This is a genomic window from Novosphingobium ovatum, from assembly GCF_009909235.1.
Taxonomy (GTDB): domain Bacteria; phylum Pseudomonadota; class Alphaproteobacteria; order Sphingomonadales; family Sphingomonadaceae; genus Novosphingobium; species Novosphingobium ovatum.
Genome location: NZ_JAAAPO010000004.1, coordinates 435,919 through 460,000 on the forward strand (window position 1 = coordinate 435,919; position 24,082 = coordinate 460,000).

The 24,082-nt window shown below is 63.3% G+C and carries 28 protein-coding genes and 1 tRNA gene (1 of these 29 cut by a window edge); 15 read left to right on the top strand and 14 right to left on the bottom strand.

From position 1 onward, the window contains the following. Positions 1 to 54 precede the first annotated feature (54 nt). From GTZ99_RS12065 to GTZ99_RS12075, 3 genes are all read right to left on the bottom strand, one after another. A complete protein-coding gene (locus GTZ99_RS12065) occupies positions 55 to 1,974 on the bottom strand; it encodes a competence protein CoiA family protein (protein ID WP_161719131.1) in 1,920 nt (639 codons plus the stop codon). A 121-nt stretch (positions 1,975 to 2,095) separates the two neighbouring features. Further along, positions 2,096 to 2,482, bottom strand: a complete 387-nt coding sequence (locus GTZ99_RS12070; RefSeq protein ID WP_161719133.1) for a hypothetical protein — start codon at positions 2,480 to 2,482, stop codon at positions 2,096 to 2,098. A 1-nt stretch (position 2,483) separates the two neighbouring features. After that, positions 2,484 to 2,873 carry a helix-turn-helix domain-containing protein gene (locus GTZ99_RS12075; RefSeq protein ID WP_161719135.1) on the bottom strand — a complete coding sequence of 130 codons (390 nt, stop codon included), beginning with the start codon at positions 2,871 to 2,873 and terminating at the stop codon, positions 2,484 to 2,486. A 110-nt stretch (positions 2,874 to 2,983) separates the two neighbouring features. Here GTZ99_RS12075 and GTZ99_RS12080 point away from each other — a divergent pair, with 110 nt between their 5' ends. Next, positions 2,984 to 3,187 carry a helix-turn-helix domain-containing protein gene (locus GTZ99_RS12080; RefSeq protein WP_227711300.1) on the top strand — a complete coding sequence of 68 codons (204 nt, stop codon included), beginning with the start codon at positions 2,984 to 2,986 and terminating at the stop codon, positions 3,185 to 3,187. A 225-nt stretch (positions 3,188 to 3,412) separates the two neighbouring features. After that, positions 3,413 to 4,522, top strand: coding sequence for a tyrosine-type recombinase/integrase (locus GTZ99_RS12085; protein ID WP_161719137.1), 1,110 nt, complete (start codon positions 3,413 to 3,415; stop codon positions 4,520 to 4,522). A 94-nt stretch (positions 4,523 to 4,616) separates the two neighbouring features. Here the strand turns inward: GTZ99_RS12085 and GTZ99_RS12090 are convergent. Next, positions 4,617 to 4,708, bottom strand: a tRNA-Ser gene (locus tag GTZ99_RS12090). Between the two features lie 252 nt (positions 4,709 to 4,960). Between GTZ99_RS12090 and GTZ99_RS12095 the strand changes: the two genes are divergently transcribed. Beyond that, positions 4,961 to 5,911: a DUF1134 domain-containing protein gene (locus GTZ99_RS12095; RefSeq protein ID WP_227711301.1), complete on the top strand. Its 951-nt coding sequence runs from the start codon at positions 4,961 to 4,963 to the stop codon at positions 5,909 to 5,911. Between the two features lie 70 nt (positions 5,912 to 5,981). Further along, the gene (locus GTZ99_RS12100) at positions 5,982 to 7,160 is read left to right on the top strand and encodes an amino acid aminotransferase (RefSeq protein ID WP_161719139.1); all 1,179 of its coding nucleotides are present in this window, start codon (positions 5,982 to 5,984) and stop codon (positions 7,158 to 7,160) included. Positions 7,161 to 7,240: 80 nt separating this feature from the next. On the opposite strand, the gene GTZ99_RS12105 is transcribed toward GTZ99_RS12100, so the two are convergent. From GTZ99_RS12105 to GTZ99_RS12130, 6 genes are all read right to left on the bottom strand, one after another. Next, on the bottom strand, positions 7,241 to 7,858 hold the full coding sequence (locus GTZ99_RS12105; RefSeq protein ID WP_161719141.1) for a riboflavin synthase: 618 nt from the start codon (positions 7,856 to 7,858) through the stop codon (positions 7,241 to 7,243). Next, positions 7,831 to 8,832: a bifunctional diaminohydroxyphosphoribosylaminopyrimidine deaminase/5-amino-6-(5-phosphoribosylamino)uracil reductase RibD gene (gene ribD / locus GTZ99_RS12110; RefSeq protein WP_161719143.1), complete on the bottom strand. Its 1,002-nt coding sequence runs from the start codon at positions 8,830 to 8,832 to the stop codon at positions 7,831 to 7,833. Before ribD ends, GTZ99_RS12105 begins: the two co-directional genes overlap by 28 nt. Then, the gene (locus GTZ99_RS12115) at positions 8,832 to 9,290 is read right to left on the bottom strand and encodes a hypothetical protein (RefSeq protein ID WP_161719145.1); all 459 of its coding nucleotides are present in this window, start codon (positions 9,288 to 9,290) and stop codon (positions 8,832 to 8,834) included. Before GTZ99_RS12115 ends, ribD begins: the two co-directional genes overlap by 1 nt. A gap of 98 nt (positions 9,291 to 9,388) precedes the next feature. Next, positions 9,389 to 10,114: a M48 family metallopeptidase gene (locus tag GTZ99_RS12120; protein WP_161719147.1), complete on the bottom strand. Its 726-nt coding sequence runs from the start codon at positions 10,112 to 10,114 to the stop codon at positions 9,389 to 9,391. A 19-nt stretch (positions 10,115 to 10,133) separates the two neighbouring features. After that, entirely contained in the window at positions 10,134 to 10,619 is a 486-nt protein-coding gene (locus GTZ99_RS12125; RefSeq protein WP_161719149.1) for a YcgN family cysteine cluster protein, read from the bottom strand. 7 nt (positions 10,620 to 10,626) lie between these two features. Further along, positions 10,627 to 11,253: an SCO family protein gene (locus GTZ99_RS12130; RefSeq protein WP_227711302.1), complete on the bottom strand. Its 627-nt coding sequence runs from the start codon at positions 11,251 to 11,253 to the stop codon at positions 10,627 to 10,629. Positions 11,254 to 11,427: 174 nt separating this feature from the next. Here GTZ99_RS12130 and GTZ99_RS12135 point away from each other — a divergent pair, with 174 nt between their 5' ends. From GTZ99_RS12135 to GTZ99_RS12160, 6 genes are all read left to right on the top strand, one after another. Next, a complete protein-coding gene (locus GTZ99_RS12135; RefSeq protein WP_161719153.1) occupies positions 11,428 to 12,039 on the top strand; it encodes an ankyrin repeat domain-containing protein in 612 nt (203 codons plus the stop codon). 27 nt (positions 12,040 to 12,066) lie between these two features. Beyond that, on the top strand, positions 12,067 to 12,720 hold the full coding sequence (locus GTZ99_RS12140; RefSeq protein WP_161719155.1) for a COQ9 family protein: 654 nt from the start codon (positions 12,067 to 12,069) through the stop codon (positions 12,718 to 12,720). 87 nt (positions 12,721 to 12,807) lie between these two features. Continuing rightward, the gene (locus tag GTZ99_RS12145) at positions 12,808 to 13,080 is read left to right on the top strand and encodes a FeoA family protein (protein WP_201742498.1); all 273 of its coding nucleotides are present in this window, start codon (positions 12,808 to 12,810) and stop codon (positions 13,078 to 13,080) included. Next, the gene (gene feoB, locus GTZ99_RS12150; protein WP_161719157.1) at positions 13,077 to 14,930 is read left to right on the top strand and encodes a ferrous iron transporter B; all 1,854 of its coding nucleotides are present in this window, start codon (positions 13,077 to 13,079) and stop codon (positions 14,928 to 14,930) included. The genes GTZ99_RS12145 and feoB overlap by 4 nt, the downstream gene beginning before the upstream one ends. Positions 14,931 to 14,945: 15 nt before the next feature. Continuing rightward, positions 14,946 to 15,527: a single-stranded DNA-binding protein gene (ssb, locus tag GTZ99_RS12155; protein ID WP_161719159.1), complete on the top strand. Its 582-nt coding sequence runs from the start codon at positions 14,946 to 14,948 to the stop codon at positions 15,525 to 15,527. A gap of 38 nt (positions 15,528 to 15,565) precedes the next feature. Beyond that, the gene (locus GTZ99_RS12160) at positions 15,566 to 15,796 is read left to right on the top strand and encodes a hypothetical protein (protein ID WP_161719161.1); all 231 of its coding nucleotides are present in this window, start codon (positions 15,566 to 15,568) and stop codon (positions 15,794 to 15,796) included. On the opposite strand, the gene GTZ99_RS12165 is transcribed toward GTZ99_RS12160, so the two are convergent. Further along, positions 15,793 to 16,317, bottom strand: a complete 525-nt coding sequence (locus tag GTZ99_RS12165) for a YceD family protein (protein WP_161719163.1) — start codon at positions 16,315 to 16,317, stop codon at positions 15,793 to 15,795. The two genes, GTZ99_RS12160 and GTZ99_RS12165, sit on opposite strands and share 4 nt — an antisense overlap. Continuing rightward, entirely contained in the window at positions 16,314 to 16,868 is a 555-nt protein-coding gene (locus GTZ99_RS12170) for a ubiquinol-cytochrome C chaperone family protein (RefSeq protein WP_161719164.1), read from the bottom strand. Before GTZ99_RS12170 ends, GTZ99_RS12165 begins: the two co-directional genes overlap by 4 nt. 324 nt (positions 16,869 to 17,192) lie before the next feature. On the opposite strand from GTZ99_RS12170, the gene GTZ99_RS12175 reads away from it, so the two are divergent. The 5 genes from GTZ99_RS12175 to GTZ99_RS12195 all read left to right on the top strand — a co-directional run bounded on the left by GTZ99_RS12175 (position 17,193) and on the right by GTZ99_RS12195 (position 20,936). Continuing rightward, complete coding sequence (locus GTZ99_RS12175) at positions 17,193 to 17,714, top strand: outer membrane protein assembly factor BamE (protein ID WP_161719165.1); 522 nt, start codon at positions 17,193 to 17,195, stop codon at positions 17,712 to 17,714. Positions 17,715 to 17,774: 60 nt separating this feature from the next. Then, positions 17,775 to 18,350 (top strand): ATP-dependent protease subunit HslV, encoded by a 576-nt coding sequence (gene hslV / locus GTZ99_RS12180; protein WP_161719167.1) that lies wholly within the window; start codon positions 17,775 to 17,777, stop codon positions 18,348 to 18,350. A gap of 11 nt (positions 18,351 to 18,361) precedes the next feature. Further along, positions 18,362 to 19,663, top strand: coding sequence for an ATP-dependent protease ATPase subunit HslU (hslU, locus tag GTZ99_RS12185; protein ID WP_161719169.1), 1,302 nt, complete (start codon positions 18,362 to 18,364; stop codon positions 19,661 to 19,663). A 12-nt stretch (positions 19,664 to 19,675) separates the two neighbouring features. Beyond that, positions 19,676 to 19,915, top strand: a complete 240-nt coding sequence (locus tag GTZ99_RS12190; protein WP_161719171.1) for a DUF1737 domain-containing protein — start codon at positions 19,676 to 19,678, stop codon at positions 19,913 to 19,915. A 274-nt stretch (positions 19,916 to 20,189) separates the two neighbouring features. Further along, on the top strand, positions 20,190 to 20,936 hold the full coding sequence (locus tag GTZ99_RS12195; RefSeq protein WP_161719173.1) for a TorF family putative porin: 747 nt from the start codon (positions 20,190 to 20,192) through the stop codon (positions 20,934 to 20,936). Positions 20,937 to 21,026: 90 nt separating this feature from the next. Here GTZ99_RS12195 and GTZ99_RS12200 read toward each other — a convergent pair whose 3' ends face one another. After that, the gene (locus GTZ99_RS12200) at positions 21,027 to 22,859 is read right to left on the bottom strand and encodes an ABCB family ABC transporter ATP-binding protein/permease (RefSeq protein ID WP_161719175.1); all 1,833 of its coding nucleotides are present in this window, start codon (positions 22,857 to 22,859) and stop codon (positions 21,027 to 21,029) included. A 49-nt stretch (positions 22,860 to 22,908) separates the two neighbouring features. Beyond that, positions 22,909 to 24,082 carry the 3' portion of an oligosaccharide flippase family protein gene (locus GTZ99_RS12205; protein WP_227711303.1) on the bottom strand. Its footprint extends 386 nt past the window's final position, so 1,174 of the gene's 1,560 nt are visible here — the last part of the coding sequence; the start codon falls outside the window, past its right edge — the gene reads right to left on this strand; the stop codon is at positions 22,909 to 22,911.

A 24,082-nucleotide genomic window follows, 5' to 3' on the forward strand; every position in this document is an offset into this window, starting at 1 on the left:
CCTCAATCGCGGTGTTTTGGACTGACGGGCCGCTTATTGTAATCGTCAAGGTTCTCAGAGAGCGGTTGGCATTATGTCTTTGCAGGTCCGAAGCGCGCGATCGTCTACGCAATAATCGAACGGCCGTTTCCCGCCGAGTTTCGGGTTCGACGATTTACACCAAAGCTCGGCTCTCGCTGGGTCACGCGCGCGTTTTCGGGCAAGGGTGATCAGCTCCACTCGATTTTTCTCCAATGCGGCTTGCTGACGCAATACCATAGCCTCTCGGGCTTCGGCATCGCGCCGTTCGTTGTGCAATCGCGCAAGTTCCGACGTGGCACGCACCAGACCATCGTCGGATTGGGTTGCGAGATCGAGCGGTGTCTTGCCATCAAGCTGATCGTTTGCTGCAAGCAGCCAATTCTGCGCTAACTCGCCCAGCACCGACGACGCTTTGTCCTCGATCCTCGAAATCCGCCGATCCTGTTCAGCCTGCAACAATCGGGTGACCCGTTCCCGCTCATTTTGAGCCCGGCGGTCCGCCTGCGCGATCTCCTGGCGCATATATTCGGCTTGTAACGGAAGTCCCAGAAGGTCATCGACAAGCTGTCGACCGCTCACCACCATACCATATATTGCTTCATGGAATGCGCGCGCTTCTCCCACATCATATGAGGTCACAAACCAATCGACCCACTTGGCCCGATCAAAGCCGGCGGTTTCGCTCTCCGGGATGTCCGATAAAATCATATCAAGCCAATCGGTCACTTCCTCTTTCCGCTCTCGCTCCTGCTGCCAGCTTGCTTCCTGCTCCTCGCGGAGGTGCACGGCACTGCTCGACGGCAGCCATTTTTTGCCGCCGACGCGCTTCGAAAACATCCAATGCTGGTCTTTCAGCCATTTGAGATAGCTGTGAACGGCGTGCCAAGGATCCTGAAATGCGGGAAAATCCTGTTGCATCCTGGCAGACGTCTCCTTGGAGATACGGTTGAGGCCCGGCCATATGAGGTCTCTGACATAGGCGAGGGCGTCACCGGTTTCGAACACGCTCGCTGACGCGGTCGCTTTGTCCCAAAGAAAGCGGTTCACCAACCGAGCTTGCCAATAGATGGGAGACACCCGGAAGCATGCTGCCCCTTTCACTGCATGGCCGATCTTCTGAGAAAAGCCGCGCTTCAACGCCAGACCATGTTGCTCGGTCAGATGCTCGTTTGGCTCTTCACGGACCGTCTCGACCTTGCTCCAGATTTCCGCGATCTTCTCATATTCGGCATCCAGAACTTGCTGCTTTGCCTTGGCTTCTGATGCTGCCTGTAACTCCATGCCATCCTGAACTTTGGCCGCTATGGCATTATGCAGCCATTCGCGAGGTGCCGTTTCCAGGATGGCGTCGTTCCATGCGCCGCGATCGTCCCAATCGAGCTTCGACAGGTCAATCTCGACCGAGGAAATGCCCCGGCTTCTGAGCTTCTCCAGCTTGATAGGGTCGACACGATGGCGGACATAAATTTCGATATGTAGAGCCTTGCCACGGTCTGTAATAAGAAGCAGGTCCGGTCGGACATTGCCGTCTGCTTTCTCGACTTTCACTGCCGAGAATCTAAATTGCTGGCGGTTCGAAATCGACTCAGTTCGTCCCGCCGCCTTGGCCTGAACGGCAGGTATCCAGAGCCATAGCTTCTCCGCCAGCAAGGTCTTGGCGAAGAAATGCAACTCCGATTCCGGGGTGGGCCTGCAATTGGTGGGAGCGTGGTGGGCAAAATGCCAGCGCACTTTAGGGCCTTGCTTGGCAAGTACAGGCTGGCCGCATTCGTAGCACAAACAGCGACATTGCAGACCGTTGGCAACATCCTTGACGTCAGCCCTTTCACCGTCAGGCCCGACCGCTTGCGTGGGGTGCCAACTGTCTTTCACGGATATCCAGTCTGGTGATATGGCTGCATAGAAATCTGATAGTAGCGCAAGGGCTGGCGGGCGCAATGCCAAGCGCAGCATTCAGTTTAACGAGAAATTGCGCTTCATTTCCACTCTCCGGTGGCCAGAGAAGTGTTTGTCATCGCAATTCAATTACGTGGAACTTTCCGTTTCGGAACGTCTGCCGACTTTGCTCCTAGAGTTAGTCGTGTCCGAAATATTCCGCCCGACCATCGCGATGAATGACCCAACGCCCAAAATGCTTTTCGGCCTGATCGACGATCCAGACTGGCAACAGGAGAGAAGCAAAGAGGGTTGCTGTGGTTTTGACCTCGAAGAGGCCTTTGAAAAGGGCAAGGGCCAAGGCGATAAGAGCCAAGGTCGCTGCCCCCAGTGCGATGGCTTTGACGATGCCAATGTACCTCGGGATCAAGTGATGGCGGACACGTTCGAGTTCATCTTTGGCTTGCCTCATCTCCTGACGCAGTGCGAGGCGGTCAGCCATCAGCTTTTCTACCGGAGGGCTGACGGCCTTCATCGCGGCTAGGAGCCGTTCGTCGGCAATTGGTGAAACTTGGTTGTCGTTCATCTCAGGCGCTCAAGGCAAAAATTTTCTCACTCATGGCAGGGCTGATCTCGCCATGTTCCAGCAGGTATTGAAACAGCGCGCCGCCGAGTTTGATGAGGGCGTCCTGTTCCACATCGTCGCCACCGCGGCTCAGGAAAGCCCAAGCGGTCGCGATTGAACGGGCATAGATACTGTCCAGGCTTTCGACATCCGGTCGACCTTCGCCGGTCAGAAGCCAATTTGCGCTGATGCCGTAGACTTGGCTGAAGGCAAGGATCGCCGAGGCTGGAGGCTCACGCCCCTTTTCATAATTGACCAAGGCGCCGTGCGAAATGCCGATCGCTTCCGCGACATCGGTCTGCTTCAGCCCCTTGGCCTTACGGATCTCCAGAAAACGCGCGCCGATGCTCACACTGCACCGCCGCACGATTCCGCCTTGACGAAACTCACAAACATGAGTTACTCCAACTATCGTGAGTTTCTGCCAAACTCTAATCTCAAACTACTACAGAGGTGAAAGTCATGCAATTGCTGACACTCCCCAAACTGGCCGCTCAAAGTGGCTGGCCCGAATCTCGTATTCGACGAATGGTGGCTCGAAAGCAGCTTGCCCACATCCGCGTGAATGGCCGGCTCATGCTGCCGGAGACGGCAATCGACGACTACGTCGCGAAACATTTTGTCGAAGCAAACGGCTCCGGATCGGCTCAGCCTGCCGGGGCATAGCTGTCGCCAGGATCGAAATCACATCAGTCGTGACCAGAGGAGGACCTCGATGCGAGGTGCCGACTACAACGAACCGCTTGGAATCGAGCGCGTGTCTATCAGTCAGGCAGTTCAGATCTCCGGTCTGAAGATGCGGACCCTCCAAAATCTCGCTGCCCAAGGTGTCATTCCCGGTGCTGCCAAGCCGGCAGGCCGCTGGACCTTCGATATTGCCCAGCTGCGGCAATGGGCGCGGCAAACACCGGAAAACACACTGCCATGCCGAAAAACATCTTCATTCGTAACGGCGTCTACTGGGGCCGTTTCCAGGTCGCCGGACGTGAGTACCGCAAATCTCTACATGTCCGTGTTGAACCAGCGCGGCGGGCGGAGGCAAAGGCGGCCCAAGCGCTAGAACGCATCCGCGCCCAGATCGAAGACGAGATACGCCATGGGATTACGCCGCCCAAACTATGGGAAGAAGCGGTGATCGCATGGCACGAGCAGGCGCATGCCTCGCTCTCTGAGAAAGCGCTCAAGCGCTATCTGGTTAGCTTGAATCAGTGCCGATCTTGGCTGGATGGGAAGGCGATCCATCAGATCGACGTGGCAAGGCTGCGGGATATGCTGAAAGGGCGGCGAGCGTTAGGTTTGAGCAATGCTACACTCAGGCGCGACCTTACAGCAGTTTCCGCAGTGCTGACTGTGGCGCAGGATGAAGGTTGGATCGAGGACAATCCAGCTCTCATGATCAATCGAAAACGGATGCCTGAGCGGCGAGATCCGATTATGCTGCCGACGGACGCTTCTATCGATGCCATGCTCGAGGAACTCCCCCCTAAGGTCGCCGATATATGCGCTTTCGCGATCGAGACAGGCATGCGTCAGGATGAGATCGTGCAACTCGACTGGAATTGCATAGACCTGGGTCGCGGTATCGCCACGATACATAAGACTAAGGGCAGTAAGCTGCGCGCCGTGCCGTTGACGGCCAAGGCCATGGCGATCCTCAAGCGGCAGCCAAAGTCGCCCCATTCGCTCATCGTCTTTCACCGGTCGGATGGCCAGACGATGGATTGGGTTTCCACTCAGTTCGGCAAAACAGCCCGACGTTTGGCAAAGGCCCCGGCACAAAAACCGGCACAGGGGTCGGCACAAAAGTCGGCACAGTCCCGGCGCACTTTTGTGCGCTTCAGATTCCACGATTTGCGGCACCTTTTCGCGGTCAGATATCTGCAAAATGGCGGCTCAATCTACGCACTTCAGGGGATTATGGGTCACACCAGCGTCAAGACCACAGAGATCTATCTGGCCTACCTGACGCCCGATCAGCAGCTCAAGTCCAAGATGGGGTAGGCACAAAAGTCGGCACAGCGCCAACGGTTTTACGCCGGGTGGCGCCAAGAGCGAGGAAAGAGGCTGATGGAAAAATGGCCTAAATCAACGATCTTGGCGGAGACGCCGGGATTCGAACCCGGGGTACCCCAGTTAGGGTACGACGGTTTAGCAAACCGTTGGTTTCAGCCACTCACCCACGTCTCCGGATCGCAGCGGCGAGGGCGGCCTATAACGGGGGTGTTCCAACCTCGCAAGGGGGTATCGGCATAAATTTGCGCTTGGCACAGATATCTCTGAATTCTAGCCGCTTACGGCAAAGCCCCTAGCGATCTGTCGCAAGCACGACTCGGCTCGTCGCCGGACGTTTGCAGGCTGTGTTCACATCGATTCAGCTATGGCATTGTGCCAGATGTCTGCCCGGTCGGAACGGTGGGCCAACAAGGATTGGATGGGATCATGTCGTCAAAGCAGAATTCGTGGCTGTCACCGTTGCGGGGGCGTGTGGCCGTGGTGGCTGGCGCGCTGGCGATGGTGATGTCGGGCTTGTCGGGCAGCGCGCTGCATGCCGCGCAGCAGGCCGGGGTGGATGCCGATCTGGTCAAGCCGCAGCCGACATACCAGCCGCCGTATCAGCCCCAACCCCAGCGCCAGCCCCAAGCGCAGCCGTATCAGGCCCAGCCTGCATACCAGCCGCAGCCGCAGCCTGCCTATGCACCACCGGCGGGGCATGGCGCGCCCTATGCGCCTCCGGCCGCGTCCGCCCCGGCACAGGCGGGCGGTTATGCGCCGCAGGGTGGCGCGCCTGCGGCTGGTTACGCGCCCCAGGGTGGGTATCCGGCACAGGGTGGGTATCCGGCCGCTCCGGCACAGGCCGGGGGCTATTCGCCGCCGCGTGCCTATGGCCCGCCACCCGCCGCCGATGGCCGCACCTATCACGAGGACGACCTGATCGGCGCGGCCGAGGGCGTTTTTGGCAAGGGCGCGCGCGGGCTGGCCGATGTCATCAGCAGCATCCTGAAAAAGCAGGGCGAGCCCAACGCCTATATCACCGGCCGCGAGGCAGGTGGCGCCTTTGTCGCGGGCCTGCGCTATGGTTCGGGCACGCTGTACCACCGGGTCGAAGGGCGCCTGCCGGTCTATTGGACGGGCCCTTCGGTCGGATTCGACGTGGGAGCCAATGCGGCCAAGACCTTTGTGCTGGTCTATAACCTGTACAACACCGACGACATCTACCATCGCTTTGCCGCTGGCGAGGGGCAGGCCTATTTTGTGGGCGGTTTCCACGTGTCCTATCTGCGGCGCGGCAATGTGGTGCTGATCCCGGTGCGTCTGGGCGTGGGGATGCGTCTGGGCGTCAACGGCGGCTATATGAAGATCACGCCAAAGTCGCGCTGGCTGCCGTTCTGATCGCGGCGCTGGGGCGGGGTGGCATTGCCCCTTGCCCCGGCCCGCGCATGCCGGTATGGGCCGCGCCATTATGTTGACGAATCTCCAGCAGCAGCCCGCCGACGCGCTTCTGGCGCTGATCAAGCTCCACAACAACGACCCGCGTCAGGACAAGATTGACCTTGGCGTGGGGGTCTATCGCACAGACACCGGCGCCACGCCCGTGTTTGAGGCGGTAAAGGCCGCTGAAAAGCGCCTGCTCGAAACGCAGGACTCCAAAGCGTACCTGGGCCCCGAAGGCGACATGGGCTTTGTCCATGCGCTGATGCCCTATGTCTTTGGCGCGGCCAATCCGACGATGGATGGCCGCATCGATGGCATGCAGGCCCCCGGTGGCACTGGTGCGGTCCGTCTGGCGGTGGCCTTGGCCAAGAAGGCGGGCGTCAAGCGTGTGCTGATGGGCACGCCCAGCTGGCCCAACCACGCCCAGATCGCCGCCGATGTCGGCGTTGAGGTCAAGGGCTTCAACCACGCGACCAAGGCTGGCTTTGCCGACATGGACGCCCTGCGTGCCGCCATTGCCGCGGCTGAACCCACCGATGCCATCCTGTTGCACGGCTGCTGTCACAACCCCACCGGTATTGACTACACCAACGCCGAATGGGACGAAATCGCCGGTCTGATCAAGGCCAAGGGCATTCTGCCGCTGCTGGATCTGGCCTATCAGGGTCTGGGTCAGGGCATGGAAGAGGACGCCTATGGCCTGCGCCGCGTTCTGGCCGAAGTGCCCGAGGCGCTGATCGCGTATAGCTGTGACAAGAACTTTGGCTATTACCGCGACCGTGTGGGCGCGCTGTATGTGCTGGCCCAGAACGCGGAAAGCCTGAACATCGTGCTGTCGAACGGCGCGACTCTGGCCCGCGCCAACTGGTCGATGCCGCCTGATCACGGCGGCGCGGTGGTGCGTCTGGTGCTGTCGGACGCGGCGATGACCGCTTCGTGGCTGAACGAGCTGGACGTGATGCGCGCCCGCATGAACGAGGTTCGCGCCAAGCTGGGCGCCGCCGGCACGCAAGGGTCGGTCGATTTCACCCCGTTCGGCACGCAGAACGGCCTGTTCTCGATCGTCCCGCTGACGGGCGATCAGGTGCTGGCGATGCGGGAAAAGCATGGCGTGTATATGGCCGGTTCGGGCCGTATCAACGTGGCGGGCCTGACGATGGGCAACATCGACAAGTTCATCGCCGCCGTGGCCGATGTGACCGCCTGATCGGCGTCACCAGCAGATAAACGAAAGGCCCGGCGGGAAACCGACCGGGCCTTTTGCTGTATGGCGGTGGCAAAAGGGGATCAGCCCTTGAGCGCCTGCATCCGCTTCAGATAGCGAGCCAGCACGTCGATCTCCAGATTGACGGCATCGCCTGCCTTCAACGTGCCGATGGTGGTGACATGGGCGGTGTGGGGGATGATGTTCAGGCTGAAATGGCAGCTGCCATCGTCCTGATCGGCAATCGCGTTGACGGTCAGTGACACGCCGTCGACCGTGATCGACCCTTTGGCCGCGATATAGGGCGCCAGATCGGCGGGGGCGGCAATGTCAATGCGCAGCGAATCGCCCACCATTTGGGACAGCACCACATGACCCACGCCATCGACATGGCCGGTGACGATATGCCCGCCCAATTCATCGCCCAGCTTCAGCGCGGGTTCCAGATTGACTTGCGTGCCCGCGCTCCAGCGGCCGGGGACGCTGCGGGCGATCGTCTCGCCCGAGATGTCGACCGCGAACCACGCGTCGCCCGCGGTGCCGCCTTTGTCCACCACCGTCAGGCAGACGCCCGAATTGGCGATGGACGCGCCAATGGCGATGCCTGCCGGATCGAACGGGCAAGTGATGATGGCGTGGATGTCGCTGGTGCCGCGCACCTCGCGGATGGTGCCTATGGCGGTGATGATGCCTGTGAACATGGGGACCGGTCGTAAACCTCCAACCCGTCGTTGCCAAGCCGTTGGCTGCGGACAAAGCGCCATTGCCCATGCGCGTCAGCCAGACGTGACAGCCCGATGTCGGCAATCCCCGGCCGGCCGCCACCGATGATGATCGGCGCGCGATAGATCAACAGCCGATCCACCAGTCCGGCCGCGACAAAAGCCGCCGCCGCGCCCGCGCCGCCTTCGACAAACAGATATTGCACATGGGGCATCACGCCGTGGATCGCATCGGGCGCGGGCAGGGCGCGCCAGCCTTCGGGCACGGCCCCATGGGTCAGCACCCACCGCTGCGGGCTTTGCGATTCCAGGCCCGGCAGGCGCACGTCCAGCCGGGGCGCATCGGCGCGCAACGTGCCGCCGCCCACCAGAATGGCGTCCGACCGGGCACGCATCAGATGGGTGTGTGCGCGCGCCTCCGGTCCGGTGATCCACTGGCTTTCGCCGCTGGCCATGGCGATGCAGCCATCCAGCGACAGCGCCAGTTTCAGCGTCACATGCGGCCGGCCGGCGGTGCGCTGCATCAGGTAGCCGGCCAAAGACTGATGCGCCATCGGGCAATCGGCCTGATCCACCGTGATGCCGGCGGCGCGGATGCGGGCGATGCCCGAGCCCGCCGTGCGCGGATCGGGGTCGCCACAGCCCACGACCACCCGCGCCAATCCAGATGCCGCCGTCAGATCGGCACAAGACGGCCCGCGCGCCGAGATATGCGCGCAGGGTTCCAGACTGACATACATCGTCGCCCCGCGCGCGGCGGTGCCTGCGGCGGCAAGGGCGATGGCTTCGGCATGGGGGCGGCCACCGGCCTGTGTCCAGCCGCGCGCCACCACCCGGCCATCGGCGACGATAATCGCGCCCACGCCCGGATTGGGGCGGGACAATGGCCTTGCGCGCAGGTCAGCCAGCCGGGCGGCCGCGGCCAGCCAGCGGCGGTCCTGCGCCGATACCATCAACGCCCCGCCGATACCGCCGCACCCGCGCCGCCGCGGACATTGGCGTCATGTTGTGCCTGCCCCTTGGCAGCGGCGGCCTCGCGCGCCTTTTCGGCGGCGGCGTCGCGCTTGATCTTGTCGACATCCATGCCCGAAATGCGGCCCAGCGTTTCGTAAAGCTTGCGCGTCTCTTCCTCGGCCTGTGCGCGTTCAGCGGCCACCTGATCCTTGATCCACTGGTTCTCTTTGTTCGAGGCCTTGATTTCCTCGTCCGAGCGGTCGGCCCGCCAGCTGTTGATATAGGTGATCGAGGGCGCGCGCGGCGGGGCGCGATGCTCTTCCTGAATGATCAGCGAGAAGATGGCAAAGGTGGCCAGCGCCGCCAGCGCCAGAAACCACCAGCGGTCGCGGCCAGCAGAACGCCACACCAGCAGAAAATCGCTGATGGCGCCGGTGGGCGACACGTCTTGCCACATGGGATTCTTGCGCTTGAATATCATGGTCGCTCAAATAGGCAGGATTGGCCGCGATTACCAGCGCCGCGCAGACGAATGGTCAACAGAGCGCGCGCAGTTCAGGCAAAATGCGCGTAAAGGCTGCGTCCGTGCCGTTTGAGCCAGCTGTTGGCGGTGCCCATATCGCCTTCGAACAGGGAGCCCAGTAGCGCGTGAAAGCGGGGCGAATGGTCAAAATGCACCAGATGCGCGACCTCATGCGCCACGACCGAGCGGCGCACCGCGTCAGGCGCCATCACCAGCCGCCAGTTCAGTCGCACCGCCCCGGTGGACGAGCAACTGCCCCAGCGCGCCCGCGCGTTGGACAGGGCCAGCGGCGGCATCGGCACACCCGCCCGCGCGGCATAGTCGGCCAGATCGGCGGCAAACAGCTCGCGCGCTTGCGCCTTCAGCCAGCGGGCCAGCCGGGGCTCGATCGATTCGACCGCACCCCCCAGCATCAGCAAATCCCCCTGTAGGCGGATTACGCGCCGCTCCGCCGGATCGTGGCACAGCGTCACCAGCCGCCCGCGAAACGGCAATTGCATACCAGGCAGGATCTGCTGCACCGGCCGGGCATGGGACAATTGCCCCTCTATCCAGTCGATGCGGGCGCGGGCGAAATCCAGCGCGTCCTGCGTCATACCCCATTTGGGCATGGTAACGCGGATCTCGCTGCCATCGGGGGCGAGGCGCAACGTCATACGCCGGGCTTGCGCCATGCGCCGGATGGCCAATGGCAGGCTGCGCCCGCCCACCGCCAGAGTGGGTGTGTCCTGTGGCTTGCGGCGCAACCAGTCCAGCATCAGGCGTTCGCGGCTCCTATTAAGGCTCGCCGTCCGGGTCTTCGAACATCTCCAGCGGGGCCATGCCTTCGGGCCAGATGATATGGTTTTGCAGCGGCCCGGCAAGTGTTTCCGAAATCGCCCTGCCGACAACCGACACCCCCGCGCGGTGCACCCCCTGCTCATCGCCCGTCAGCAGGTAATGCCAATCGGGCAAAGGCTCGCCATTGGCCAGCCGGCGATAGGCGCAAGTGTCGGGCAGCCATGACAGGCGCCCGGCTGATTTGGCGGTCAGCTTGATGCAATCAGGCACGAAATCGCGCCGGTTGCGATAGTCGCTGCATCGCGCCGTGCGCAGGTCCAGCAGCTTGCAGGCGACATTGGTCATATAGATGTCGCCGGTGTCCTCGTCCTCCACCTTGTGCAGGCAGCATTGGCCACAGCCATCGCACAGCGCCTCCCATTCGGGCTTGGACAGCTTGTGCAAGGGGGTTTCCCAGAAACGGTCGCGCAAAACGGTGCTCATCGTGGGGTCACTTGATCCATTTGGCCAGATCATCGGCCACCGCCTGCGGGCCGCGATCGACCGGCAGCATGGTGATCGGATCGCCATTGGGGGCCATCAGAAACGCGCTGCGGCTGTGGTCCATCAAATAGCCGCCATCGGCGCTGTCCTTGCCCCGCGCGTAATAGGCGGCAAAGGCCTTGGCCGCCGCATCCACCTGTTGCGGCGTGCCGGTCAGGCCGATCAGCCGCGGGCTGAAGGCGGCGGCGAATTGGCCCACGACCTGCGGCGTGTCGCGCGCCGGGTCGATCGAGATAAAGATCGGGCGCAGCGCGTCAGCTTGTGCGCCATGGGTTTTGGCATAGATGTCCAGCCCGCGCATCGCCACCGCGACATCGGTCGGGCAGGCGTCCGGGCAGAAGGTATAGCCGAAGTAGACGATGCGGTAATGCCCGTCAAAATCGCTCCACCGCACGGTCTTGCCGCTCTTGTCGATCAGGGTGAAAGGCCCGCCGATCTTGGCCCCCGCCAGCGGATAGTCCACCGTCGCGGCCCCCGGCCCGCCACAGGCGGTCAGCAGCAGGCAGGCGGGCAGCAGCGCCACGCCCAAGGCGCGTAATACGGAAACGGCGGGATTTTTGAACGCAAGTGTCATGGCGCAGCGGTTCATGCTCTGCTAAAGCGCGCGGTGCAAGGTGCGATTGCGGGCAATGCGCGCGGCTTTGGCCACAGGGGCGGCACGAGACAAGGCAACGCGGGCCCGCACCGGCACAGGAGGATGAATACAGTGAACTTTGCGCGTGTTTTCCGCTCGTACCCCCCGCAAGGGATGGCACAGCGCGTTTGGGTTTCGATGATCGCGGCGCTGGCCGGGCTGGCGCTGTTGGCGCCCACGCCTGCTGCCGCCCAGTTCCAAAAGGGGTATAAATTCCTTGAATCCGTGCGCAAGCGCGAAGGACAGGAAGTGACCGATGCCTTGTCCGAACCGGGCACGACGATCGTCAACACGCAGGACAGCACCACCGGCGAAACCGCGCTGCATATTGTTACCGCCCGGCGGGACGCGGCCTGGATCGCTTTTCTGATCAGCCGTGGGGCTGATCCGAACATCCGCGACAACAAGGGTGCGACCGCGCTGGTGATCGCCTCGAATCTGGGTTTTGTCGAAGGGGCGCAGGCGCTGATCAATGCTGGCGCGCGGGTGGATGAAACCGGCAGCACGGGCGAAACGCCGCTGATCTTTGCCGTGCATCGCCGCGATCTGGCGATGATGCGGGTGTTGCTCAAGGCGGGGGCCAATCCCGACCGCGCCGACAGCTCGGGCCGCAGCGCCCGCGATTATGCCAAGCTGGATCGCGGCGGCACAGTGTTGCAGGAGATCGAAAGCAATGCCAAATCCGGCCCGGCCGGTGGCGGCCCGGTCTATGGCCCGCGACTGTAAAGTGGGGGCGTGATGGTGGCGACAAGCATGCAGGACGATCAGACGCTGGACGCGATCCGGTTGCGGATGGCCCCGGCGTTGGCCGATGCGGCGGTGTTTGACGGCTGGACAGCGGCGGCGGTGGCTGATGCGGCCGCTGTTGCCGGTGTGCCTGCTGATGTCGCCGCCTATGCCTTTGCCGGTGGGCCGGTGGCGATGATCGCGGCCTGGGTGGCGCATATCGATGCTGAAATGACCGCTGCCCTGCCTGCCGATCTGCTGGCCAAGCTGCCGGTGCGTGAACGGATCCGCCGCCAATTGGCGTTTCGCCTGATGGCGGTGGCCGGGCGCGAGGAGGCGTTGCGCCGCGCGCAGACGCTGATGGCACATGTTCGCCATATGCCCGACAGCCTGCGGATGGGCTGGGCCAGCGCCGATCTGATGTGGCGGCAGGCGGGCGACCGCGCGGCTGACTATAACCATTATACCAAGCGGACGACTCTGGCGGCGATCTATGCCGCCTGTCTGGCGGTGGTGGTGAATGACACGTCGCCGGACAAGGCCGAGACGATGGCGTTTCTGGAGCGGCGGATCGACGGCATCATGCGCTTTGAAAAGGCCAAGGCGCAGCTGTTGCGCAATGATGGGATGCATTTCAGCCCGGTGCGTCTGCTGGGCCGGTTGCGCTATCCGGCGCGATAGGGCTGTCTCGGGGTGGGGCAATCTGCCACAGGTGGGTTATTGCGAACCAGTTGCAATTAATCCGCCTTTCTGGCAGCGTCCCCGACCATGAGCACCGTCACAACCATAACACTGGATAATCTGCCCACCGATACGCCCGCGCGGATCAGCGCGGTCGACTGGTCGCAATTGGTCGAGGAAGAGGCGCGGCGTTTGCGGGCGCTGGGGCTGGATGTGGGCGCGGTGGTGCGGGTGGAGCATCGCGGCGTGCTGTTCGGGCGCGATCCGTTGGCGATCCGCATCGGCCGGATGATGGTGGCGCTGCGCCGGGTGCATGCCTGCGCAATGTCGGTCGAGGCGCTGGTCGAGGTGGGGGCATGAGCCGGAAACGCTCTGCCGCGCTGGTTGGCAATCCCAATGCAGGCAAAAGCGCGCTTTTCAATGCGCTGACCGGGGCTCGGCAGAAAATCGCCAACTATCCCGGTGTTACGGTCGAGCGTAAGGCGGGGCGCCTGATCCTGCCCAGCGGCGAGCCGGTCGAATTGACCGACCTGCCGGGATCGTATGGCCTGCATGCCACAAGTCCCGACGAGGAAGTGACCCGCCGCGTCATTCTGGGCGAACTGGCCGGAGAGGCCGCGCCCGATGTGCTGGTGATCGTGCTGGACGCCAGCAATCTGGAACAGCATCTGGTGTTCGCGCAGGAAGTCATCGCGCTGGGCAAACCCACCGTGGTGGCGTTGAACATGGTCGATCTGGCCGAGCGTGACGGGCTGGTGCTGGACCCGCAGGTGCTGGCGCAGGCATTGGGCGTGCCGGTGATCCCGACCGTGGCGGTGCGCCGCCGTGGCCTGACCGAACTGGCCGCCGCCATTGCCGAGGCCGAATCGCATGCCAGCGATACGCCCCATCCGCGCGCGCATCTGGACATGGTCGAACGCCGGGTCGAGGCGCAGGCCATCGCCAGCGCCGCGATCATTTCCGAAAGCGCCAAGCATCGTCTGCATTCGCGCGTTGACCGTGTGCTGTTGCACCCGTTTATCGGGCCGGTGTTCCTGTTTGCGCTGTTGTTTGTGGTGTTTCAGGCGGTGTTTAGCTGGGCCGCACCTTTTGCCGATGGGTTGGAAGGCGCGGTGGGGATCCTGACCGAAATGGTCAAGGGGCACATGGCCCCTGGCCTGCTGCGCGATTTTGTCACCGATGGCGCGCTGGCGGGGGTCGGATCGGTGGTGGTGTTCCTGCCGCAGATCATCATCCTGTTCTTCTTCATCCTCGCGCTGGAAGCATCAGGCTATATGGCGCGGGCCGCGTTCCTGATGGACCGCCTGATGGCGGGCGTGGGCCTGTCGGGGCGCAGCTTCATCCCGCTGCTGTCCAGCTTTGCCTGTGCGGTGCCGGGGATCATGGCCACACGCTCGATCACCGATCCGCGCGACCGGCTGACCACCATCCTGATCGCGCCCTTGATGACCTGTTCGGCGCGCTTGCCGGTCTATGCGGTGATCATCGCGGCGTTCATCCCCAATAGGCCGGTAGGGCCGGGCGGGATGATCGGCATGCAGGGTCTGGTGCTGTTTGGCCTGTATGTGATCGGCATTGTCGGCGCGATGCTGGCGGCGCTGGCGCTGCGCGGCACTGTGACCAAGGGCGCGGCCAGCGGGTTTATCATGGAACTGCCCAAATATCAGATGCCACGCCTGCGCGATCTGGGGCTGGGCCTGTTTCAGCGCGCGTGGATTTTCCTGCGCCGCGCGGGCACGATCATCTTTTACGTGACGGTCGTGCTGTGGCTGTTGCTGAACTTTCCGCGCGCCGGACAAGGTGAAAGCCAGGTTGACGCGTCGATCGCCGGGCGAATCGCCAATGGCATCGCCGTGGTGGTGGAGCCGATCGGGTTCAACCGTGACATTGCGCTGGCGCTGATCCCCTCGATGGCGGCGCGAGAGGTGGCGGTGTCTTCACTGGCGACCACCTATGCCGTGGACAGCAGCGACGAGGATGAAACGGCTCACCAACTGTCCGATCAACTGGCCAAACGCTGGAGCCTGCCAACCGCACTGGCGTTTCTGGCGTGGTTTGTGTTTGCGCCGCAATGCATTTCCACCATCGCTGTCACCCGGCGCGAAACAAATGGGTGGAAATGGCCGGGCTTCATGCTGGCGTATCTGTTTGGGCTGGCCTACGTCTTTGCCGGAATCACATATTGGGGGGCGATTGCCCTCGGGCTATAGGCAAAGAGGCGAAGAATGGCAGGCAGCGTCAACAAGGTCATCCTGATCGGCAATCTGGGCGCCGATCCTGAGGTGAAGTCGTTTCAGAACGGCGGGCGCATTGCCAATCTGCGCATCGCCACCAGCGAGCAGTGGAAGGACCGCACCACCGGTGAGCGCAAGGAGCGCACCGAGTGGCACAGCGTTGTGCTGAACAGCGATGGTCTGGTGGGCGTGGCCGAACGTTTCCTGCGCAAGGGGAGCAAGGTCTATATCGAAGGCCAGCTGCGCACCCGCAAGTGGCAGGACCAGAGCGGCAATGACCGTTACACCACCGAAATCAGCGTGGGCGGCGTGGGCGGCGTGCTGACCATGCTGGACGGCGCGCCGGGTGCTGGCGGCGGTCAGGGCGGCGGCGGCCGTTCGTCGGGCGGTGGCGACTGGGGCGGTGGCTCTGGCGGTGGCCGTTCGGGCGGTGGTGGCGCATCGGGCGGCGGCGACTGGGGCCGTTCGTCGGGCGGCGGTAATGCTGGCGGCGGTTCGTCGGGTGGCGGCAGCGATTGGGGCCGCACCTCTGGTGGTTTCGCCGAGGATCTGGACGACGACATCCCGTTCTGAGGATCGACCTTTCTGATTAACGGGAGGGCGGCGGCGCCATGACTGGCAAATATTGGTTCCGGGGCGTGCCGGGCCGCCCCTCCAAATATGTGCCGACATGTTGGCAGGGCGTGGCTGTCTTAGTGGCTGCGCCGGTGATAATGGTGGGCGTTACTGCTACCGTGGCCCGCCTGTGGTCTCCTGTTGCGGGCCTGATCGCCTTCCCCTTTGTTTTATTCGGCGGCCTCGTCTGGCTATTTGTATTTATAGCCAGACACAGTGAGCCTTAATCCTTTTTCAGCGCGGCCAGCGCGGCAAAGGGGCTGGTGTTTTCCAAGCCCAGCAGGCCCGATGCGCGCACGGCTTCGGCCTCTGGCCCCTCGGCATAGGGATCGAAGGCCAGACCCAGCGACTGGGCCACTGCCTCGCCCAGATCAAAGCGGTTGTCGGCAAAGGGGATCTCGTCGCAATCGGTCTCGGTGATCTCGATCTCGTCGTCGGGTTCGATGGCGGCGGTGGATTCGGGGACGAATCGCAGCTTCAGCGCCTCGTTGATCGAGACCGGCAGATCCTCGCCCGAAATGGCGCAGGCCTGCACGATCGCTGCCTGCATCCGTCCAGTGGCGGTCACCACCGGCCCCTCGCGCAACAGCGTCAGCTTGACCGACAGATGCTTGACCACGCGCAGGTCGAAGCGGCGGGCCAGATCCTTGCACTGTTGTGGCGTGGCGGTCAGGTTCAGCGGGCCATCCTCGTAATGGCGCAGGTCGATGACGTGGCTGAATTCGCCGCCTGCATGCTGGTTGCTCATCGTGCAATGCTCCCGGCCAGCAGGGCATCGGCCCCGGTGGCGTCCAGATCGCGCGCCAATTGGCGCAAGGCAAGGGCGAGGGCTGCCGGATCGGCGCCTTCGTTCAGGCTGACGTTGCGGAGAACCGCGGCGGTCAGGGCGGTATCGTCGCAGGCGGCCAGACCATCGCGATAGGCACCCAGACGGCCACCCAGCGTGCTCATCAACCGGCCCATATGCTTGCCCACCACCATGTCGCCCACGCCTGATTCGCGCAACTGGCCGTCCATGTCGGTGACAAACAGCTCGGTCAGCAGGACCGATGGCGTCTTGAGCGCGTCATCGGCCTCCATCCGCACCAGCACGGCGGACAGCACCATGGTGATCGCGTCAAATCGCCCGCCCAGCGTGTCGGCCACGCCATGGGTGGCGTACCACGGTGTTTCGCGGGCGATCTCGACCACGCGGTGCCACAGCGGGCGTACCGTCTCGACCGGGTCAGAGCCCGAGCCAAACACTGCCCGGCACAGGCGGTTGAGCAGCGAAGGGCTGGATTGCGCGGGATTGGTCATCACTATGCGGCCTTTGTTCCATGCTGCGGGGCCAAAACGCGTGGGTCAGGTCCGGCTTGTTCATCCACGATTAAAGCCAGCCAGCCCAAGCGCATCCCAGGTGCGATACGATTTGGTTGTGCGGGGCCGGTTTGCACGCCTTGGGCGGCGCCAGCCTTTCACTCGCCCGTTGCCACGGCGCGGCCCTCGTGCCAAGCGCCATTGCGAAGCGGGCATTTGGGCCGTAAGGCTGATGCAAACCCCGGTGGGACCGGATCGGGGCAACCGGGCGGCAATCGTCCCGGCTGTTCCGGCCGATGTTTTGAGTTTGGAGCGTGAAACGCAATGCTGGCTAAGGCGATCAAGGCAAAGGGCTGGACGGGCGGCAAGCTGGGCGCGGTGGCGCTGGCGGTCAGCCTGTTGGCAGGTGGCTGCACCTCGATCCGCGATCACCGCGGCTTTCTGGTTGATCAGGCGCTGATCGATTCGGTGCAGGTGGGCGTCGATAACAAGCAATCGGTCGAGCGCACGCTGGGCCGTCCGACGCTGGCCAGCCAGTTTGGCGATCAGGTGTGGTATTACATCGCTACCGATACCAAGCAGATGGCCTTCCGCACCCCCCGCGTGGACAAGCAGACCATCCTGCGCGTGCGTTTCGATCCCAAGGGCAACGTGCTTTCCGTTGACCGCGCCGGGGCCGAACGCGTGGCCCAGATCGTGCCGAGCAAGGAGATAACGCCGACGCTGGGCAAAAAGCGCACGCTGCTGGAAGACTTGTTTGGCAATATCGGCACGGTGGGCGCAGGCGGCGGTGGCGCGGGCGCTGGTGGGCCCAGCGGTGGCGGTCGCGGCCCCAACGGCAGCTGACACGCATGATCTTGCGGGGGCGGTCTGGACATTGCCACGACGCCCCCCATATCGCTGCGCATGGATAGCAGCAGCAAAGCCGGCCACGGGCTGATCGAGTGGCATGGCACGACCATCATCGGCGTCAAAAAGGGCGGCAAGACCGTCATCGCGGGCGATGGTCAGGTGTCGATGGGCAACACCGTGATGAAGCCCAACGCGCGCAAGGTGCGCCGCATTGGCAATGGCAATGTCATCGCCGGTTTCGCGGGTGCGACGGCGGACGCCTTTACCCTGTTTGAACGGCTGGAGCGCAAGCTGGAGGCGCATCGCGGGCAATTGATGCGCGCCGCGGTGGAACTGGCCAAGGATTGGCGCACCGACAAATATTTGCGCAATCTGGAAGCCTTGATGATCGTGGCGGACGCTGACACGATGCTGGTGCTGACCGGCAATGGTGACGTGCTGGAGCCGGAGGAAACGGGCGAAAGCACCATCACCGCCATCGGCTCTGGCGGCAATTACGCGCTGGCAGCCGGCCGCGCGCTGGCCGATTACGAATCCGATGCCGAGGTGATCGCCCGCCGCGCGATGGCGGTGGCGGCGGATATTTGCGTCTTTACCAACCACCGCGTGACGGTGGAAACGATCGGCTGAGGGGACAAACCATGCGTGACAATCTGACCCCCCGCGCGATCGTGCGCGCGCTGGACGAACATATCATCGGTCAGGCCGAGGCCAAGAAGGCCGTGGCCGTGGCCTTGCGCAACCGTTGGCGGCGCCAGCACCTCTCGCCCGATCTGCGCGACGAGGTGACCCCCAAGAACATCCTGATGATCGGCCCGACGGGCTGCGGCAAGACCGAGATCAGCCGCCGTCTGGCGCGTTTGGCCGACGCGCCTTTTGTGAAGGTCGAGGCGACCAAATTCACCGAGGTCGGCTATGTCGGGCGCGATGTCGAGCAGATCGGCCGCGATCTGGCCGAGGAAGCAATCCGGCTGGAAAAGGAGCGCCGCCGCGAGGCTGTGCGCGAGGCTGCCAGCAAGGCTGCCATGGACCGTTTGCTGAAAGCGCTGGTGGGGGAAAACGCCAGCGAAGCCACCCGCGAAAGCTTTCGCCAGCGTCTGAACGAGGGCGCGATGAACGCGGTGGAGGTCGAGATCGAGGTCGAGGCCAGCCCTGCCGCTCCCATGGAGATCCCGGGCATGGGCGGGGGCGTTGGCATGATCAACCTGTCCGACATGCTGGGCAAGGCGATGGGTGGCAAGCCGACCAAGCGCCGCAAGATGCGCGTGGCCGACGCCTGGGACAAGCTGGTGGACGAGGAGTCCGAAAAGCGGATGGATCAGGATGACGTCGCCCGCGTCGCGCTGGCCAATGCCGAGGCGAACGGCATCGTCTTTATCGACGAGATCGACAAGATCGCGGTCAGCGATGTGCGCGGCGGTTCGGTCAGCCGCGAGGGTGTCCAGCGCGACCTGTTGCCCTTGATCGAGGGTACCACGGTGGCCACCAAATACGGGCCGATGAAGACCGACCATGTGCTGTTCATTGCCTCTGGCGCGTTCCATGTGTCCAAGCCCAGCGACATGCTGCCCGAATTGCAGGGCCGCTTGCCGATCCGCGTCGAACTGACGGCGCTGTCCGAGGACGACTTTGTCCGCATCCTGTCGGAAACCCGCGCCAATCTGGTCGAGCAGTACCGCGCCTTGCTGGGGACCGAGGAGGTGACGCTGGACTTTACCCCCGAGGCGATCCGCGCCATCGCCCGCACCGCCGCGCAGGTGAACGAAAGCGTCGAGAACATTGGCGCCCGCCGGTTGCAGACCGTCATGGAAAAGCTGCTGGAGGAGCTGTCGTTCGAGGCGGAAGACCGCAAGGGCGAGACGATCACCATTGACGAGGCCTATGTTGCGGCGCGTCTGGACGGGCTGGCGCGTGACGCTGATCTGTCGAAATACATTCTGTAAAGGAGGGCCGTGATGTCTGATTCCCCCCAGGACGCCAGTTGCGAACTGCCCCGCCCCGCCCATCTGACCGAGGATGACCGGCCGATCTATCGCCTGTTGACGGGTAAGGACGACCGCGCCTTTTGCGAGCGCGTGGCCGAGGCGCTGTCGCAGGGCTGGCGGCTGTATGGCTCCCCCACCATGACGTATGACGTTGAAAATGCGTGCGTCAAAGTGGGGCAGGCGGTGGTGTGGAAGGATGTGGCGATCTGATCGTCCGCGCCGTCCACGCGGTGTTTTCGTACATATGGGCCCGGTTTCACCAATGGGTGCGGCCGGGCCTTGTGCTGCGGGCGATTTGTTCGCCACGCGGGTAGTTGCCGAAATGGCACAGTGTCGTTCCAATGACGCGAAAATGTAACGCGGTATATTGTGCAGCGCACAAGGGCGGCATAGCAATGTCCGCGTCGCGGAGATCAACCCAAAGCGAGGTAGGCACGCTGACACGCAGGTAGGGATCCTGAAAGATTAACGAAGAGGGCTCCTTATGAAGATCAAGTTCGCTAGCGCCGCTGCTGCGGTTGCCATGGCTTTCGCCGCTCAGGTTGCTCACGCCGAGGAAACCCCGGAAATCACCTTGACCGGCAGCGCCGCTGTTGTGTCGCAGTACCGCTTCCGCGGTATCTCGCAGTCGGACCAGAAGCCGGCCGTGCAGATGTCGGTTACCGCCACCCACAAGTCGGGTTTCTACGTGTCGGTCTGGGGTTCGAGCGCTAGCGCCGGCCAGAGCGCTGTGAACATCGGCGGCACCGAAATCGACGTTTACGGCGGCTACTCGAAGGCTTTTGCCGGCATCACCTTTGACGGTGGCGTCTATGGCTACATCTATCCGGGTGCGCCTGCTGGCAACTATTACGAGCTGTACGGCTCGGTGAGCAAGACCATTGGGCCGGTCTCGGCCAAGGCTGGCCTGTACTGGGCGCCCAAGCAGGACTACTTCACCACCTTTGGCACCGCGACCAAGTTCAGCGTCTACAAGTATGCTGACCTGTCTTTCGCCGTTCCCGAAACCCCGCTGACCTTCACGGCGCACATCGGTCACACCGCCGGTGGTTTTGCCTGGACCAAGCCCTACATGGACTACTCGGTCGGCGTGGCGTACAAGATCAAGGCGATCACCGTGGGCGCCCAGCTGGTCGGCACCAACGTGTCGAAGGCTGACGCTGGTGGCACCAACGAAATGTATCGCGCCACCAAGACGGCCGCGGTGCTGTCGCTGACCGCCAGCTTCTAAGCGATCCGCTTGGGGCCTGACGTCAGGACCACAAAAAAGGCCGGGGGACCAGCAATGGTCTCCCGGCTTTTTTGCGTGGGATTGGCGGCCTTATTGCGCGGCCTGATCGGTCTGCACCTCGTTTGCCTGACGCGCCCACATTTCGGCATACAGCCCATCATAGCGCAGCAGCTCGGCGTGGCTGCCCTGTTCGGCCAAACGGCCTTCTGACAGGACGATAATGCTATCAGCGTCAACAATTGTGGACAGGCGGTGGGCGATCGACAGGCTGGTGCGGTTCGCGGCCAGCGTGTGCAGGGTCGCCAGAATGTCCTGCTCGGTGCGGGTGTCCAGCGCGCTGGTGGCCTCGTCCAGCAACAGGATGCGCGGGTTTTTCACCAGCGTGCGGGCGATGGCCACCCGCTGCTTTTCCCCGCCAGACAGCTTCAGCCCGCGCTCGCCCACTTCGGTGTCCAAACCGGCCGGCAGACGCTCGATCAGGCCCATCAGCGCGGCCCCGCGCGCGGCTTCCTGAATGTCGGCCATGCTTGCGCCATCCCGGCCATAGCCGATGTTATAGCCGATGCTTTCATTGAACAGCACCGAATCCTGCGGGACAATGCCCAGAATCGCGCGCAAGCTGGTTTGCGTGACCTGCGCGATGTCCTGACCATCGATCAGAATGCGGCCCGACCACGGATCGTAAAAGCGGAACAACAGCCGCCCGATCGTGCTTTTGCCCGCGCCCGATGGGCCAACGATGGCGACATGGTGGCCCGCTGGCACCTCGAAGGACAGGCCTTTGAGGATGGTGCGGTCACGGTCATAGCCGAACACCACATCGTCAAACACCACGCTGGGCTGGTGTGCGATCAGGGCCGGAGCGCCAGCGACATCGCGCACCTCGACATGGGTGTCGATCAGGCGGAACATTTCGGCCATGTCGATCAGGCCCTGACGAATGGTGCGATAGACCATGCCCAGCATGTCCAGCGGGCGGAACAATTGCGTCAGATAGGTCTGGACGAACACCAGTTGGCCCGCGGTATATTCGCCATGCGCCCAGCCCCACACGGTATAGGCCAGCGCCCCCGCCATCAGCAGATTGACCACCAGCGCCTGTGCGATGTTCAGCAGCCCCAGCGAGTTTTCAGAACGCACCGCCGCATCGGCATAGGCCCGCGTCGCGCTGGCATAGCGTTCCTGCTCACGCGCTTCGGCGCCGAAATATTTGACCGTCTCGTAATTCAGCAATGAATCGACCGCGCGCGACAGGGCGTGGCCATCCAGCCGGTTCATCTTTTCCCGCAGATGGGTGCGCCATTCGGTGATGGTCCGCGTCACCCATATATAGGACGCGATCGCCGCGGCCGTGGCTGCCACCAGCCCCCAGCCGAAATTCAGCTGAAAGATCACCGCGACGATGATCAGTTGCAACACCGTGGGGGCGATGTTGAACAGCATGAAATACAGCATCGTGTCGATGCTCTTGGTGCCGCGCTCGATGGTTTTGGTGACTTCGCCGGTGCGGCGGGCCAGATGGAAGCGCAGCGACAGTTGGTGCAGCCGGGCAAAGACGTTCTCGGCCAGCACGCGGGTGGCGTCCTGCCCGACGCGTTCGAACACGATGTTGCGCAGATTGTCGAACAGCGTGCCGGCAAAGCGCCCCGCCGCATAGGCCAGCACCAGCCACATCGCCAATTGCATCGGGCGCGGGCCGGACAGGCCGCCGTTTGGCCCCATCGCGTCGATCGCCCATTTCAGCGCATAGGGCAGCGCCAGTTGCGTGGCGGTCGACAGCAGGATCAGCCCTACCGCCGCCGTGATCCGCCAGCGCAGCGCGCGATTATCGGCGGGCCACAAATAGGGCAGGAAGCGGCGCAGCGTCTGCCAGCCATCATGGCGGGCGGCTTTGTCGGCGGATTGGGGCGTTTCTGGCGGCATCGCGCCTATGTAGGGCGGCGCCACCAAAACAAAAGCCCAAAGCGCGGGGTTAGCGTGCCGTGATTGCCTGATGCAGCGGGCGTAGCCGGTGACCGCCGGGCAGATGGGTGATCAGCCCGAACAGATCGTCCAGCGCGGGATGGCGGATCAGCACCAGCGTCACCAGCCACAGCCCGATGCCCGCGCCCACCGCCGGGATCAGCACCGGCAGGGTGATGACGCGTGGCCCCATCCACAGCGCATAGACCGCCGCCAGCGGGGCCAGTGCGGCCAGCGTGGCGATCCCGCTTTTGGCATAGGTGATCAGCAGGGCCCGGACGTCAAAGCCGACCAGTCCTTGTAGAAACCGCGCATAGAGCGCCACCCAGAACACGCCATAGACCACCCGTGATCCCGCCGCGCCCAGCGTGCCGAACCACAAACACCCCACCGCCAGCAGCGACAAGGACATCACCGTGTCGATGACATTGAACACCATCAGCTTGTTCAACCGTCCCAGCAGAATCGGCAGATCGGTGTGCAGCGGCAGCATCACCAGGAATATCTCGGTCAGCGAGATGGTGGCCAGCAGAGGCGCGACCTCCATCCATTTGTCGCCATAGAGCAGATGGACCACCGGTTGGGCGGCCAATGCCAGCCCCGCCATCCCCGGCCAGATCACCGCCGTATAGCCTGCCACCACGCGCAGATAGGGCGGGCCCAGCGGCTCACCCGCGTCGCGTTTGCGGGCAAAGGCGGGAAAGAATACGCTGCCGATCGCGCCAGAAATCAGCATGCGGAACTGGTCCGACAGGCTGGCCGCGCGGCTGTAGAGGCCGACCGAGAGCAGGCCCAGCAGCTTGCCCACGATCATGTCGGGCGTGCGGTTGCCCAACGCGCCACAGGCATACAGAGTCGTCAGCCGCGATCCGGTCGATACAATCGGCAACACCCCGTCAAAGCGCAGCGGCCAGGGCAGTGCCGGACGCAACAGTTGCGCGATCATCCCCCGCGCCACGCCATTGGCCAGCGTTGCCCAGGCCAGCGCAAAGGCCTTGAAGCCCAGCCACGAGAGGACCAGTGCCACCACACCTTGTGCCAGCGCCCCGCCGACATTGACGGCAAAGTGGCCGTGAAAGCTCATCTTGCGGCCCATCAGCGCCATCGGCACCACGGCAAAGGGCACAAAGACATAGCTGCCCGCGATGATCAACAGGATCGGCGCCAGATCGGCATGGCCATAA

Excerpts from the sequence above, each read along its gene's own strand:
- GTZ99_RS12065 (WP_161719131.1), bottom strand. The coding sequence starts at position 1,974 with ATGCTGCGCTTGGCATTGCGCCCGCCAGCCCTTGCGCTACTATCAGAT.
- GTZ99_RS12070 (WP_161719133.1), bottom strand. The coding sequence starts at position 2,482 with ATGAACGACAACCAAGTTTCACCAATTGCCGACGAACGGCTCCTAGCC.
- GTZ99_RS12080 (WP_227711300.1), top strand. The coding sequence starts at position 2,984 with ATGCAATTGCTGACACTCCCCAAACTGGCCGCTCAAAGTGGCTGGCCC.
- GTZ99_RS12085 (WP_161719137.1), top strand. The coding sequence starts at position 3,413 with ATGGGCGCGGCAAACACCGGAAAACACACTGCCATGCCGAAAAACATC.
- GTZ99_RS12095 (WP_227711301.1), top strand. The coding sequence starts at position 4,961 with ATGTCGTCAAAGCAGAATTCGTGGCTGTCACCGTTGCGGGGGCGTGTG.
- GTZ99_RS12100 (WP_161719139.1), top strand. The coding sequence starts at position 5,982 with ATGTTGACGAATCTCCAGCAGCAGCCCGCCGACGCGCTTCTGGCGCTG.
- GTZ99_RS12105 (WP_161719141.1), bottom strand. The coding sequence starts at position 7,858 with ATGTTCACAGGCATCATCACCGCCATAGGCACCATCCGCGAGGTGCGC.
- ribD (WP_161719143.1), bottom strand. The coding sequence starts at position 8,832 with ATGGTATCGGCGCAGGACCGCCGCTGGCTGGCCGCGGCCGCCCGGCTG.
- GTZ99_RS12115 (WP_161719145.1), bottom strand. The coding sequence starts at position 9,290 with ATGTGGCAAGACGTGTCGCCCACCGGCGCCATCAGCGATTTTCTGCTG.
- GTZ99_RS12120 (WP_161719147.1), bottom strand. The coding sequence starts at position 10,114 with ATGCTGGACTGGTTGCGCCGCAAGCCACAGGACACACCCACTCTGGCG.
- GTZ99_RS12125 (WP_161719149.1), bottom strand. The coding sequence starts at position 10,619 with ATGAGCACCGTTTTGCGCGACCGTTTCTGGGAAACCCCCTTGCACAAG.
- GTZ99_RS12130 (WP_227711302.1), bottom strand. The coding sequence starts at position 11,253 with ATGACACTTGCGTTCAAAAATCCCGCCGTTTCCGTATTACGCGCCTTG.
- GTZ99_RS12135 (WP_161719153.1), top strand. The coding sequence starts at position 11,428 with ATGGCACAGCGCGTTTGGGTTTCGATGATCGCGGCGCTGGCCGGGCTG.
- GTZ99_RS12140 (WP_161719155.1), top strand. The coding sequence starts at position 12,067 with ATGCAGGACGATCAGACGCTGGACGCGATCCGGTTGCGGATGGCCCCG.
- GTZ99_RS12145 (WP_201742498.1), top strand. The coding sequence starts at position 12,808 with ATGAGCACCGTCACAACCATAACACTGGATAATCTGCCCACCGATACG.
- feoB (WP_161719157.1), top strand. The coding sequence starts at position 13,077 with ATGAGCCGGAAACGCTCTGCCGCGCTGGTTGGCAATCCCAATGCAGGC.
- ssb (WP_161719159.1), top strand. The coding sequence starts at position 14,946 with ATGGCAGGCAGCGTCAACAAGGTCATCCTGATCGGCAATCTGGGCGCC.
- GTZ99_RS12160 (WP_161719161.1), top strand. The coding sequence starts at position 15,566 with ATGACTGGCAAATATTGGTTCCGGGGCGTGCCGGGCCGCCCCTCCAAA.
- GTZ99_RS12165 (WP_161719163.1), bottom strand. The coding sequence starts at position 16,317 with ATGAGCAACCAGCATGCAGGCGGCGAATTCAGCCACGTCATCGACCTG.
- GTZ99_RS12170 (WP_161719164.1), bottom strand. The coding sequence starts at position 16,868 with ATGACCAATCCCGCGCAATCCAGCCCTTCGCTGCTCAACCGCCTGTGC.
- GTZ99_RS12175 (WP_161719165.1), top strand. The coding sequence starts at position 17,193 with ATGCTGGCTAAGGCGATCAAGGCAAAGGGCTGGACGGGCGGCAAGCTG.
- hslV (WP_161719167.1), top strand. The coding sequence starts at position 17,775 with ATGGATAGCAGCAGCAAAGCCGGCCACGGGCTGATCGAGTGGCATGGC.
- hslU (WP_161719169.1), top strand. The coding sequence starts at position 18,362 with ATGCGTGACAATCTGACCCCCCGCGCGATCGTGCGCGCGCTGGACGAA.
- GTZ99_RS12190 (WP_161719171.1), top strand. The coding sequence starts at position 19,676 with ATGTCTGATTCCCCCCAGGACGCCAGTTGCGAACTGCCCCGCCCCGCC.
- GTZ99_RS12195 (WP_161719173.1), top strand. The coding sequence starts at position 20,190 with ATGAAGATCAAGTTCGCTAGCGCCGCTGCTGCGGTTGCCATGGCTTTC.
- GTZ99_RS12200 (WP_161719175.1), bottom strand. The coding sequence starts at position 22,859 with ATGCCGCCAGAAACGCCCCAATCCGCCGACAAAGCCGCCCGCCATGAT.